8 protein-coding genes and 5 pseudogenes are annotated in these 12,463 nt (G+C 60.0%); 9 read left to right on the top strand and 4 right to left on the bottom strand.

Annotated features, from left to right (window positions below):
* Positions 1 to 28 precede the first annotated feature (28 nt).
* The 5 genes and pseudogenes from AC0NID_RS12410 to AC0NID_RS12390 form a co-directional block, all read left to right on the top strand.
* Positions 29 to 191, top strand: a pseudogene (locus tag AC0NID_RS12410) (MucR family transcriptional regulator); the annotation flags it as partial.
* A gap of 290 nt (positions 192 to 481) precedes the next feature.
* Entirely contained in the window at positions 482 to 751 is a 270-nt protein-coding gene (locus tag AC0NID_RS12405) for a hypothetical protein (RefSeq protein WP_473459317.1), read from the top strand.
* Between the two features lie 71 nt (positions 752 to 822).
* Positions 823 to 2,295, top strand: a complete 1,473-nt coding sequence (locus tag AC0NID_RS12400) for a DUF6895 family protein (protein ID WP_473459315.1) — start codon at positions 823 to 825, stop codon at positions 2,293 to 2,295.
* 32 nt (positions 2,296 to 2,327) lie between these two features.
* The gene (locus tag AC0NID_RS12395) at positions 2,328 to 4,349 is read left to right on the top strand and encodes a RiPP maturation radical SAM C-methyltransferase (RefSeq protein ID WP_473459313.1); all 2,022 of its coding nucleotides are present in this window, start codon (positions 2,328 to 2,330) and stop codon (positions 4,347 to 4,349) included.
* Positions 4,342 to 5,604 (top strand): cupin domain-containing protein, encoded by a 1,263-nt coding sequence (locus AC0NID_RS12390; protein WP_473459311.1) that lies wholly within the window; start codon positions 4,342 to 4,344, stop codon positions 5,602 to 5,604. The genes AC0NID_RS12395 and AC0NID_RS12390 overlap by 8 nt, the downstream gene beginning before the upstream one ends.
* 681 nt (positions 5,605 to 6,285) lie before the next feature.
* Here AC0NID_RS12390 and AC0NID_RS12385 read toward each other — a convergent pair.
* The 4 genes and pseudogenes from AC0NID_RS12385 to AC0NID_RS12370 all read right to left on the bottom strand — a co-directional run bounded on the left by AC0NID_RS12385 (position 6,286) and on the right by AC0NID_RS12370 (position 7,960).
* Positions 6,286 to 6,519 carry a hypothetical protein gene (locus tag AC0NID_RS12385; RefSeq protein ID WP_077383590.1) on the bottom strand — a complete coding sequence of 78 codons (234 nt, stop codon included), beginning with the start codon at positions 6,517 to 6,519 and terminating at the stop codon, positions 6,286 to 6,288.
* A gap of 256 nt (positions 6,520 to 6,775) precedes the next feature.
* Positions 6,776 to 7,109 (bottom strand): annotated as a pseudogene (locus AC0NID_RS12380) (hypothetical protein); the annotation flags it as partial.
* Positions 7,110 to 7,207: 98 nt separating this feature from the next.
* Positions 7,208 to 7,387: pseudogene (locus tag AC0NID_RS12375) on the bottom strand (sigma factor-like helix-turn-helix DNA-binding protein); the annotation flags it as partial.
* Between the two features lie 162 nt (positions 7,388 to 7,549).
* Positions 7,550 to 7,960: a hypothetical protein gene (locus AC0NID_RS12370; RefSeq protein ID WP_473459309.1), complete on the bottom strand. Its 411-nt coding sequence runs from the start codon at positions 7,958 to 7,960 to the stop codon at positions 7,550 to 7,552.
* Between the two features lie 570 nt (positions 7,961 to 8,530).
* Between AC0NID_RS12370 and AC0NID_RS12365 the strand changes: the two are divergent.
* From AC0NID_RS12365 to AC0NID_RS12350, 4 genes and pseudogenes are all read left to right on the top strand, one after another.
* Positions 8,531 to 8,671 (top strand): annotated as a pseudogene (locus AC0NID_RS12365) (DUF4158 domain-containing protein); the annotation flags it as partial.
* A gap of 622 nt (positions 8,672 to 9,293) precedes the next feature.
* Complete coding sequence (locus AC0NID_RS12360; RefSeq protein ID WP_473459308.1) at positions 9,294 to 11,072, top strand: hypothetical protein; 1,779 nt, start codon at positions 9,294 to 9,296, stop codon at positions 11,070 to 11,072.
* A 369-nt stretch (positions 11,073 to 11,441) separates the two neighbouring features.
* Entirely contained in the window at positions 11,442 to 11,762 is a 321-nt protein-coding gene (locus tag AC0NID_RS12355) for a hypothetical protein (RefSeq protein ID WP_473459306.1), read from the top strand.
* A 181-nt stretch (positions 11,763 to 11,943) separates the two neighbouring features.
* Positions 11,944 to 12,359 (top strand): annotated as a pseudogene (locus AC0NID_RS12350) (Tn3 family transposase); the annotation flags it as partial.
* Positions 12,360 to 12,463: the final 104 nt, after the last annotated feature.

Below are 12,463 nucleotides of genomic sequence, written 5' to 3'. Positions count from 1 at the left end.
CGAATTGCCGAAGCTGATCGGGGATACCATGCCGCTTTCCAAGGGATCGGCACGCCAGTCGCCCCGGCCGCAGTCAAGCTGGAACCGGCGTGTATCGATCAGGAAGTCGGTGACGCCGGACTTCATCATCTGCCTCGAAGACGGAAAAAGTCAAATCCCTGAAGCGCCATATCGGGGTCCATTACAACCTGAACCTACTTGGCGCGCTCATGCGCGAATTCGGCTCTTGCCAGAGGCAAGGATAGAATAGTGCCAAAATGCTGAGTATAAAAATTAATTTTATGTAAACTTGCCTCCTTTCTGTTAATTTTAGTGTAACCTGCATTAGAACTTGCTATAGTATTCCCGATGAATATAGATAATGATAGATCGACCGTGCGCCGATAGATGGCATTCGACTCCACTTAGCCAAAGACACGTCAATACCCTCTGCCGCCTCGGAGCGCGGGTAAACGTCAGCTAGTCACCCTGGAGGAAAGTCATGGCAAAAGCGAAAGATGTTGCGAATCTTCTGCAGGAACTTCACGACCGAAAGATAGTGAATCTCGACACCTCCCTGAAATCGATTCTCCAGCCCTCCACGCTGGACGACCTCGACCCCGGCGGCAAGGTCGCGACATCGGTCGTTGCTTGGGACGGATATGGCCTCGTGATCAAGGGCAATGTTGCATCAATCGGCGAAGTGTCGGCTCTTGGCCAAGGCATCCGTCAGCAACTCGGGCCAAGCGGCCAGAAAACCACCAGCGAGTAGCCCTCGGCCGGATCACGCCGCAGAACCGACGCATGGTCAGGCGAATGGGATGACTACGGGATTTCGGCGAGATGGTTCCGACAATTGATCCAGTGCTGCTTCGCAACCGTCTCGCTGACGTCCTCGAGTTTTCGGTTAGGCATCTGCCGAGGATCGACCGATATTCGAGGTTGTGGCCCGATGATCCCAATGAGGACGCTGTTCAAATGCGGGACAAGGTCTTCGCTGAAACAGCAATCCTTGTCCTGCTGGCATCCCGCGTTGAGCAACCCGGGCGAATTACAGGTCTAATTGAGCGGTTGGTCGACGTCTTGGAAGGATGTTGCACCGACAATCGGATAAAGGAATTGCTGCTGCGTTGCCCGCACATGGCTGCGCCCCTGGGTCTGACACAGATAGTGCTCGCCCAACGCGGTCGCGGCGACTCCGAGACACAAACTATTCTCCGACACATTTTCAGGGACGGCCTGGCCGACACACTCGAGCGCATACCCTATCGCGCCATGGAGGTCGAATGGGTGGAGTCTCTGCTCAATGTCGGGTTCCGGTCGGATTTCTCTGCTGCTTTCCCAAACAACGTTCTCATGAAGGAAGTCCATCCGATCAGCATGAGCCGTTCGACGGGCTATGGCATCACTCACGGTCTTATGTATGCGACCGATTTCGGGTCCCGCCCGCCGCCATGTTGCGTCGACGTCTCACTGGCGCGTGGACGCATTGACGCTTCGGTCGCCTGGGTTCTCGTCAATGACGATCTCGATCTCCTGATAGAGTTCATCATTGCGACGACGCTGTTGCGGGGGCCGTGGTCGCCGTATGTCTGGCTGGCCTGGGATCTTTATAACGGGGTCGTTGACGAACTGGGGTTCCTGCCAAGCCCGAGTTTCGATCCTGCCCAGTTCGCCGCTCTGCAAGGTGATGAGGCCGCCGCTTATGCCTTCCGCCATGTCTACCACACCGTCTACGTGGCGGGTCTGCTCAGTGCGATCCTGTTGACCCCGGATGCAGCGTGCGTCCCCGGCGATTGGACCGCGCCACGAACGTCGATGGATGGGGCTGCTGCTGTGTGCGCTGATGCCGCGCAGCGGGGACGGAGATTCGCGCGCGTGCCCGTCGAGGGCCAAGACGCTGATGTAATAGCTGGACGCACAATCGATCCCGCGACTGCGCTCGTGCGCGTCTCGGGGCTGATCGATGATATGCTTCAAGAGCATCGGCAATGGCGCAAAATCCTACAGACGCACTCGTTGGATCCCGCCCTCGTGGCGCAGGTACTAGGCGATGCGGCAATCATCCATGCTGCCCGCCGATATGACCTGCCGAAGCTGATCATCGCGATCGAAACCATGCTGGCGATGCCGTTGCCACCTTCCCTGACCCTGATCGAGGGCGCGTTATTCCTCGCTCGCCAGCAACTTCAGGACGGCTGTATCGGTGTCCAGTTTCTCAGCTTGGAACTGCGCGGACTGGCCGTCGCCGCACAAACCACGGAGGTGGCTTCGAGCTGTCTTGAGGCGTGCGCCCGGCGTTTTACCATCGCGTGACAAGCCTTCGGCGTTTGCCGAAAGGGGGGTTCATGTTCCGTGTCCTGCTTATTCAAATGCCGTTTGCTGACATCAACCGTCCATCGATCGGTATCAGCCTTCTGAAGGCAGGTCTGGCCCGTGTCGGCATCCCCTGCGACATTGGCTATCTCAACCTGGATTTCGCCAAGCATATCGGCGTCGAAAACTACGTCCACATCGACCGGTTCAATGGAGCACCTCAACTTGGCGAATGGCTTTTCGCCGAGGCTCTCAGCGGTCCCGGCTTGCCCGACGTTGCGACCTACTACAATGAGGTTCTGCGACCGGCGATGGCAGAGCCCTTTGGCCGAGGCGCCGCGTTTATGGCCGATCACACGCAGGACTTGGAAATGGTCGTCGGCCTAACACGCCTTCGCCGACAGGCCTCCGAATTCTTGGACGAATGTCTGAACGCCCTCGATTGGGGGCGGTACAACATTGTCGGCTTCACATCGACCTTCCAACAGAACACGCCATCCCTGAGCCTCGCCCGGCTGGTCAAGACGCGACACCCCGGCGTGCTCACTGCGCTCGGCGGCGCAAACTGCGAAGGCGCAATGGGTGTGGCCATGCACCGTCTGTTTCCCTTCGTTGACATCGTCTGCTCAGGCGAGGGCGACAAGAGCTTTGTGACGTTCGCGGCCAGCCTTGCAGCTGGCGAAGTACCCCCCACAATCGACGGCATCGTTCATCGAGTGGGCGGTGAGACGTCGGTCCCGCCGGCGCTTGCCAATCCGGTTCGGGATATGGACTGGCTGCCGGTCCCAGACTACCGCGATTTTTTCGACACGCATCGCAAGCTGGCCGGTGCGGCAGGTGACGTGACCGTCCCAATCGAGTCTTCTCGCGGATGCTGGTGGGGCGAGACCGCACACTGCACTTTCTGTGGCCTCAACGGCGGCACCATGGCCTTCAGGACGAAATCCGCGAATCGGTTTCTTGGGGAGCTGGCGGATCTGGTCGAGCACTACGGGGTTCGCAATTTCGCCTCTGTCGATAACATCATCGACATGCGATATTTCAAGTCCGTGCTGCCCAGGCTGGCCGAAAGCGATCTCGGAGTGACGCTGTTCTATGAGACCAAGGCCAACCTCAACCGGTCGCACGTTCGCCTGCTCAGGCAATCTGGCGTGACACAGATCCAGCCCGGCATCGAGAGCCTGAGCACCGCCACCCTCAACCTTATGCGCAAAGGCGTGCACGCCTACCAAAACATACGGCTCCTGCGCTTGTGCGCGGAGTATCTCGTGCATCCCAGCTGGAACATCCTTGGCGGGTTTCCCGGCGAAGATCCGGACGAATATCGTCGCCAGGCTGACCTGATAGAACTCATCGTCCATTTGACGCCGCCGATCTATGTCGGCTGCGTTCGACTCGACCGTTTCAGCCCGCTCTTTGAGCACGCCTCGGAATTGGGAGTCGGCAGCGTCCGACCTATGGCGGCTTACCGCTACATCTATCCGTTTGCACAAGACGAGCTCGCTAATCTGGTTTACTTTTTCGACTTCGACTATCGCGATGGTGAGACGCCCGAAATCTATCTAAGTGACTTACGTGATGCGGTTAGTTGCTGGAAGGAGTCGAACGCCCTCGACGCGCTGGTCTATCTCGACGACGGCGAGCAGATCATCATTGCCGACCGTCGGCCCGTGTCCGTCGAGAAGCGGATCGTCCTCGCCGGCCTCGATCGCGAGGTCTATCACCTTTGCGAGGATGGGGCGTCGCTTGCTGCGATCGCCCGTTCGCTGGCTGCAGCCGGCCGGGCTGCATCTGAAGCTTCCCTTTGCAGCATTCTCCAAGAGCTTGTCGGCCTGCGCATCGTGATCCGTCTCGACGATCGATACTTGGCGCTCGCCGTCGATGGAAGCCCGCGCATCGAAATGCTGGCGGATTGTCTCGCGGCAGGTAACGAACCGCCATCCGACGTCGCAACGTCGGTGCGCAAGCTATTCGATGAACTCCCCGATGTGTTCGGACGCCGCCTGATTCACCATCTCGAGCAGAACGCCCCGAAAGAGCCTGTCCATGCATAACAGCTCCTGGGATCTGCCGCGCCTGCTTGCCCCGTTTCGCACGGAAGTCTTCTACGGTGGCCACTGGGAAACCGATGTGTTGCGCGTCGCGGGCCGGGATCGAAGCTACTACGAGTCCCTCTTTGGCATGTCCGACATCGAGGCGCTCCTGGCTTTCACAGCCGGGGGCAATGCCCGTCTCGTCCAGTGGCGCGATGGCCGCGTCGTTTCAAAGGCACTGCCGTTAACGGGTGATGGCGTGCCGAACATGTACTTGCTTTATCGGTCCTACTACGACGAAGGCTATTCGCTGAGCGTCGACCGTCTGGATCTGCGCTGGAAGCAGGTCTCAGTGCTCTGCAAGGAACTCGAGAGCAGACTGCACCATCCGGTGGCAGCTAATCTCTACCTGACGCCACCCGGAGCACAGGCATTTCCGGTGCATTTCGATACGCACGATGTGTTCGTGCTGCAACTAGAAGGCTCAAAGAGATGGCGGATCTACGGCACGCCCGTTGTTCTTCCCCTCGCCGATACTCCTTCAGCCCTCTCGCCCGACGAGGTAGGGCAATCCCGGGAAACCATCGATCTTGTTGCGGGCGATCTGCTCTACCTCCCGCGCGGCTTGGTGCACGAGGCGCAGACGCTCGGCGAAGCCTCGCTGCACCTTACGGTCGGTGTCCATGTCTTTCGGTGGGCGGATGTGCTTTCCGAAGCGCTGGCGGTGGCGGCGCGAAAAGACAGCCGCTTCCGACAGGCGCTGCCAACGGGATTTCTGGATCGCGATGCGAGGGACTTTCGCGAGTCGTTCAGGGCTCTTCTGTCCCGTTTTGCAGAGATGGCAGATTGCGAGACCTCAATCTGGCGGGTGGGTCAGCGGCTTTTGACCAACGGTCAGCCTCAACCGGACGGTCATTTCGCCACACTCGAGCAATTGCCGCACCTCAACTTAGGCAGCATCGTCGCCCGGCGCGCGGGGATGATGTGCAGGGTGACCTTGAGCGAGGGCTCTGCGGCCATCCATTATCCCGGCAACGTGGTCTCGGGGCCCGCAGCCATACAGCCCGCATTTCATTTCATCGCCGCTACCCCAAAATTTGCAGTTCGCGACCTGCCAGATTGCCTGACAGATGCCGACAAGGTGGTGCTCGCGGTGCGCCTCGTTCGCGAGGGACTGCTTACGATCCTTCGTATTGCAGCGGCGTCGGCGAACGAAAGGACAATGCCCTCCCGGCTGAGCCGTCAGGCCGCCAACCTTGTCCATCATCGTAGATGAAACTTCATCACTTTCATCTTCTCCGGCAGATGGAGTGAGGGATGCAACTCGAACCGAGTGCGCTTTGTGAGTCCGATTTCACCGCGGAGAGCCCGCTCACGTAGTTGCCGACGAGCGACAACTCAGGGTCAAAGGCGTGAATTTGACGACATCACGGCGTTCCAATCTGCGCGGAAACCAAGCTCGGCCCGTCGCGCCGCGCCAAGGGTCATGTAGACCAACGCGCCGCGACTCGCCCCGGTTGTTTGCTTCGGTTCCCAGGCTCATCGGGCCTCTTGTCTTGAAGGCGGAGCGCTAGGATGAGCACCGACCGGGACACCGTGCGATCCTATAATACGGTCGCGGCGGAGTACGCTGCCAGGCGCCCGCCGAGTGGTCGTCGGCGGTCGGCCCAAGTGCTCATCGTCCACGGCGACAGCGACCGCTGGTGCCGCCCGCAAACGCCAGAATCGGGGTCCCTCGGCGACGTTCGCACACATTGGTGCGGCTAAGCCCGTAGAGGTGTAAGGCGCATGGTCTTCGGATGCCTTGCAGCCAGCGCTAGCGCCGCGGCGTGTCGCGGCGACGTTGGCGCAGGCGGGAATTCGCACCGGCACCGAGCCGGCCCGGCGCCGGGTTAGCGCGACGACGATCTGGTCGATGCGGGGGGTACTTGTGGCCGGCGAACTGCTCCCGTGCGCCCTACGAGGCCGAAAACCTCACGCTCACGCCGCGCTGCCGAAAATATGCCTGCATCAGCTTGCGGCCCGAACGGTTGTTCTGCGCCAGCCTGGCCGGATCGAACACCGCCTGTTCTATCCCCTCTCGCGTCAGCGCCGCTTTGAGCGCCGCGATATTTGCGTCGATGTCGGCATTGTTCGCCCGGAGCGATGCATAGATGCTGTCGGTCGCCTCAGCCACGGTCGGCTCGCTCACGGGTGTACTCCTTTGGCTGTTGGGGCGGCGGCTTAGCACAGATCAGCGGCTTCGCCGATACCGATAAGACGGCTGATGGGCCTGGGCCGGATCCAGACTCGCGGACTGTTTAAGCCCATTGACTTCCGGAGGTCAGGCGCGCGACCCGGATCAGGATTCCGGCCAGTGCGGGTCGTAGTGGGCAGGGTAATGAAAGAACCTTGTTTCGCTGAATCAGCGCAGAAGGCCGTCACGCTCGAATTCGTTCCAGCCCTTCACGGCCGTCCTTGAGCCACCGGTGCCGCTCTGCCGAAGAGATCGTCAGGACGTCCTCGACCTCGCGAGGAATTACGGGCAGACTTTCGATGTGTTCCAGCGTTTTGGACACTCGCCGACGCAGTCCGGAAATCGCCATAAGCGCCTTCCGGCATGCGCAAGGTGAGCGCCCCGACCTCGATGTCGAGGAGCTTCTTCGCCGCCAAAGGCAGGTGGGCACGCACTTCGCGAAGGATCCCTTTGGCTCGGACCGATGACCCAAGCGTGGCGGCAGACGGGAGCGTCCACTCTTCGATCAACTTCGCAGCTGCATCCATTTTCCGGCGTACGGGCATGGGCATTTGGATAGGTCTCCCTAGATGAGGCGAGTTCGCTGAGACACTCGTACCGATTGCAGCTTGGCGATCAAGACGGTTGGTAGATTGTGCCGCCTCATGGGCCAGCCTGACAGCCCGGCCTCCCGCGCCCGTAGCAAATAGGTCCATACTGTCGTCTTGCTGATCTTCAGCCGTTCCGACACTTCACGCACCGAAAGACCCTGCTCATGGGTCAGGCGCAAGATCGCTTGGATGTCCCTCACGCTCGTTCGACTCGCTTGCTTCCGTCTCGGCATGGCCCCTCTCAACATCATCGTGAGAGGCCAAACTGCCAGAACGGCGCAACCAAGAACCGACCGCTAAATCCGCTCCCGAAAACTGTCCGGGATTTAGCGGAATCGCTGTCCGCGAATTACTGAAATCACTGTCCGGGATTTAGCGAAAAGGGTGTCCGGGAATTACCGAAACACGCAGTCAGAGTCTGCGGCATCATGTTCCGACAGGCACAGAATGTAGACGTTGATGGCGTGCTTGTTCTCGTACTCGTTGTAATAAAGCGCAAAAGCATTCCGGATCGAAGCCGCCATAGCGGCATCAAGGCCGCATTCCTTCTCGATGTCGGTTTGGTCAAAAATGGCCTTGCCGCGCACCATGCCAAAGCGCAGTTCGTCCAGGTCGTTCATAAAGAGCGGATTGGAAAGCCACAGCTCTTCTTGTTCGAGGATCTTTTCGAGCGTCTGGATGGAAGTATAATGCGCCAGCAAGGGCCGTATGCCGTTAATCCAGTCGTCGGCCTGGCGAGGTTCCTCGTATAACGGCGCAAACAATTCAGACACTTGGTGCGGCTTTATGGTGCTTTCGGCTAGCACAGGCTCCTGTCCGACATCCGATCGTTAAGGTTCTGCAGTTCCTGCATCATTCAAGCCCTTCAGCGGTAGGAAAGGCTATAGAACAAACAACGAATCTACAACGTCCCGCGGTCGGCGCCCGCCAGCTGGTCACCTTTCGCATCGCGGAAGGCTTTATGGAGGATCATGCACGAGCAGGAACTATACAATGAGAGAAGACGAACGCATTTCGGTCGTTAAGGAACTCCTCTTTGACTACGTGAAAAGCCCGTCCTGCGCCACATCCGCGACCCATATTCGTTGATCAGATTGGCGCAGGAGATAGTTAGGCGGGTTGACCGGGGCAACTCGATCTGGAGGAAGTGGGATGGGCAACGCGAGGTCCTGCTCAAGTCCGCCGCGGGCTGTTGGATACCGGTCAAGGCTCTGCGTGATTTCATCCACGGGTTACGGCGACAGACGTCGGCCAGCGCCTGAAAGCGTTTGAGGATGAGGAATACTACTCATATCCCAAAGATAGGCTGTTCAGGGCCAAATTTGAAACATGGTAAACCGGAGACCAAGGTGCATGATCTTTGTGCCGAACTCGGGATGACCCGCTTGGGAGACCCGCGCGATGACGATACCCTGATCCGCTACTGAACCCTCGATGACGCCGACCATCGCCTGCTGGATACGCGCAGGCAGACGGATACCCGGCTCGGTCTGGCGCTCCAGCTCTGCGCACTTCGTTGCAGGCCAAGGCCTGCACCGAGGCCGAGGAAGCGCTGTTCAACGCGATCGCGGAATGCCTGACGCCGGATACCGTTTAATTGCCAATGGCCCAGTTTGATTATCAAAGCGAATTGCGAGCCGACGGTGAGAAGCTACTCGCCCGTCGCAAGCGTTAAAACCTGACGCATACGCCCAGACTCTCAGCCCTTTGGCCGTACTGGACCCTTCCGCGACTTACGCGGAGGAGGCGAAGAATCGACCCCAAGCAGAACTTCGCTCGCCGAGGCTGAATTCACGCAGATGACCCAAGAGCGACGCCCGCTTGTTCGCCAACAGACGGCCGCTGTGCGCCACGATCCCGATCTTGCGGTCCGTTCAATCGCGGCAATGGTGCAACGGCTAAAGGCCTTTGGCGGATCGGATCGGTGGCTCGTGCAACCTCTGGTCTGCCGGACCAACGCATGCGAGCGCGGCGAGGTTGAGCAGAAAACATCTGAATCGCAGCTACATTAGCAACAGGAAATATGTTGCCAAACGGCGGCGAGAGGCGGATCATCATTGCCCGCACCACCCCGATCGAGAATTGGCAGAGACAGAGCTGATCGGGGTTGGCGAACGTACCGAACGCCAGGAGGTTCACATGAAACTGCGTGCTTGCCTGCCAAGCGCGGGATGGACCGCGCTTGTCCTGATGAGTTTCGGCACCGGCGCTGCCGTTGCTTACGTCGGCGCCAGTCCGGTGCAGCTTGCGGCGGCGCCTAGAGTGCCGGTGCCGGGGGAACTCGACGTCGGACACTGCGTCGTCCTGGCGGCTGCCGGCCAATCATTGGCCCCGGAAGACATGAAGGCCTACGAGGAGGCCCAGCCGCCTCTGTGGGACGGCCTGGGCTCCCTGAGCTATCCGATCAGCACAAAGAGCGCCGATGCCCAAAAATATTTTGACCAGGGGCTGCGGCTCGCCGTCAACTTCAATCACGCGGAGGCTCGACGCGCCTTCCGCAAGGCACAAAGGCTCGATCCCGACTGTCCAATGTGCTTCCTCGGCGAGGCGCTGATCCTGGGGCCGAACATCAACGTGCCGATGGATCCCGCCGCAAATGTACCGGCGATCGCTGCTATTCGAAAGGCGCAGGCGCTTTCATCCGGTGCCACCGAGAAGGAGCGGGGACTGATCGAGGCGGTCGCCACGCGGTATTCCGACGATCCCAACGCCGATCGAAACACCCTGAACGCCGCCTTCGCCGGTGCAACTGCGGCGCTTTCCGACAAATTTCCTGACGATCTCGAGCTCGCTGTGCTGGCCGCAGAGGCCGGCATGGACACGCAGCCCTGGGACTATTGGCAGCCGGGCGGCAAAGAACCCAAGGGCCGCACCGCGGACGTCCAGAAGCGGCTGGAAGGCGTTCTCGCCAAGAGGCCTGACCATCCGATGGCGATCCACCTCTACATTCATCTTGTCGAGGCATCGGATCGTCCGGAGCGCGCCGAGCCCTACGCGGATCGACTGGCACCGCTGATGCCGGGGGCCGGACACATCGTCCATATGCCGAGCCATATCTACTACCGCGTCGGCCGCTATACGGATTCGCTGAAGTCCAACGAAGCTGCCTCGAAAGTGGACGAGACTTATCTCGCCGAGACTGGCGCGGTCGGTGTCTATCCGCTCGGCTACTATTCCCACAACGTGCACTTCGTATTGGTTTCGGCCCAGCTCCTCGGTGACTCGAAGACGGTGCTCGCAGAGGCCGACAAGCTGGACAATTTTTTGACCAACGAGGTGGCGACGGCCATTCCGATCGTGCAGCCGGTGAAGGCAGCTCCGTATTTCGCCTGGGCGCAATATGCCGAGCCGGATGCGATCCTGGCTAAGGCCGAGCCGGCCGGCGCACCGCCCTACATTACGTCGATGTGGCACTATGCGCGCGGCGTCGCCCTGGCCGAGAAGAAGAACGCCTCAGGCGCCCGAGCAGAGGCGGCCGCCATCCACAAGATCGCTCAGGAAACCGACTGGTCGGAGCACGATGCCTGGGGGATCCCAGCATTGTCGGTCCTGCAAGTGGCCGAAGATGTCGTACGCGCCCGCGCTGCGCAGGCCGAGAACGACATCGGCGGCTCGATAGCCTTCTGGAAGAAGGCGGCCGAAACGGAGGACTCGATCCCCTATATGGAGCCTCCGTACTGGTACTATCCCGTGAGGCAGTCCCTGGGCGCCGCCCTCCTCAAGAATGGTCAGCCGGCGGACGCGGCGAAGGAGTTCGTGGCGGCGCTCGACCGCGCACGCAGCAGCGCCTGGGCGCTGTTCGGGCTGCAGCAGGCGGCGAAGGCCCAAGGCGATGCTGCCGCCGAAACCAAGGCCGCGGACGAACTTTCCAAAGCCTGGAAGGGCGATCCGGGCATGCTGACGCTCGAACGGCTCTGACGAAGCTCATCCCGGGCAGGACCGATCCGGTCGGCCGCCCGGGCTCCAAGCAGTCACCGAACTCCGATTTATCGGAACATCTCCAAGCGCTTGTTCGGTTTTGGCCGGGGCCAATCTTGAATCGCGAATTTCCCCGGCCGCTCGGCCTGCCCATGCTGGCCTACATCCTCTGGGGCGAGCAGTTCGAAGGATTCAAGCGTCAGGTCAATACACGGGCGAGCGGGCGAAGGTGACGGTGCACCTAACAACCGCCTAACCGATCCCGGGCGCCGCCACGAGCTCCGATACGGAGATCATCCGCTCCGGCTTCCTCGTCGTTCGAAGTAGAAGACTAGCGACGCTACGAACGTCCGCATCAGGCAGATAGTGTTGAAAAAGTCCGTCGCACAGCAAAACAAGTCCGTCGATAGAACCACATTTCAAAGGCAAGGTCTTTTCTCGGAATCAAGACTCACGATCGGCGCCTTGGCAGAACACTATTCTACGAAAACGTCCATACTTTTTCAACACGTCGGCATGTACAAGACGTTCGCACTTAGCCGTGCGAAGGTCGGCATTTGGCGCGTCCCGCTGGTTCAAACACTTGAGCCGCAGAATGCCAGAAATGAGATGTCGAAGGGCTGGCTGGGGTGGATAGTGTTCAAGAAGTCGGCGATGAAGCCGTGGATCCAGTCGCACCATGCGTCTTGATTCAGGTCGACGTGACCTCCTCGCCCTAAGTGGCTTGGATGGGTGTCCCCCGGGTGCAGATCTTGGCCAATTTCCTGAGGTTCTGGGATTTGCCTCCGAAGGCATTGTCGTCGAGCTGAAGGTCGTCGCAAGACCGTGATCACTCGCCGCAGGCACAATTTGCGCCACATCATGGCGGCCGGAGATCGGCAAGATTGAACGGACGCTGTTCATGGTCGATTGACTGGAGCATCGTCGCTTCGTCGCCGCTGCCAGGCCGGGCTCAACAAGAGCGAACAGCGCCACGCCTTAACGCAGGCCATCTACACCTTCCGCCAAGGGCGGATCATCGATCGCAGCCATGAGGCCCGGCAACATCGCGCTTCCGGCTTGAACCTCGCCATCGCGGCGATCGTCTACTGGAATTCGACCTACATGACCGAAGCCGTGACGCATCTCCGATCAGCCGGCGAAGCCGTTCCCGACGATCTGCTGGCCCACACCTCGCCCGTCGGATGGGAGCACATTGCCTTCTCCGGCGATTTCCTCTGGGATCGAGCCGCGAAGGCAACCGGCCGGAAACCGCTCAATCTCTCTACGAAACAGCGGGCGGCATAGGAGCGTTTCTAATCCGTTCTCCTTTAGCGCTGCAACTGCCGACTGTCTTTCGCGCTGCCACGGGACGCCAGATGCGCCGGAAGTCCCGATGGCGGCATCACCAT

This window comes from Mesorhizobium sp. WSM4821, from assembly GCF_055901555.1.
The sequence above is the reverse complement of the archived record's forward strand: the minus strand, read 5'-3'. Positions and strand labels throughout refer to the sequence as shown.

Excerpts from the sequence above, each read along its gene's own strand:
- AC0NID_RS12405 (WP_473459317.1), top strand. The coding sequence starts at position 482 with ATGGCAAAAGCGAAAGATGTTGCGAATCTTCTGCAGGAACTTCACGAC.
- AC0NID_RS12400 (WP_473459315.1), top strand. The coding sequence starts at position 823 with ATGGTTCCGACAATTGATCCAGTGCTGCTTCGCAACCGTCTCGCTGAC.
- AC0NID_RS12395 (WP_473459313.1), top strand. The coding sequence starts at position 2,328 with ATGTTCCGTGTCCTGCTTATTCAAATGCCGTTTGCTGACATCAACCGT.
- AC0NID_RS12390 (WP_473459311.1), top strand. The coding sequence starts at position 4,342 with ATGCATAACAGCTCCTGGGATCTGCCGCGCCTGCTTGCCCCGTTTCGC.
- AC0NID_RS12360 (WP_473459308.1), top strand. The coding sequence starts at position 9,294 with ATGAAACTGCGTGCTTGCCTGCCAAGCGCGGGATGGACCGCGCTTGTC.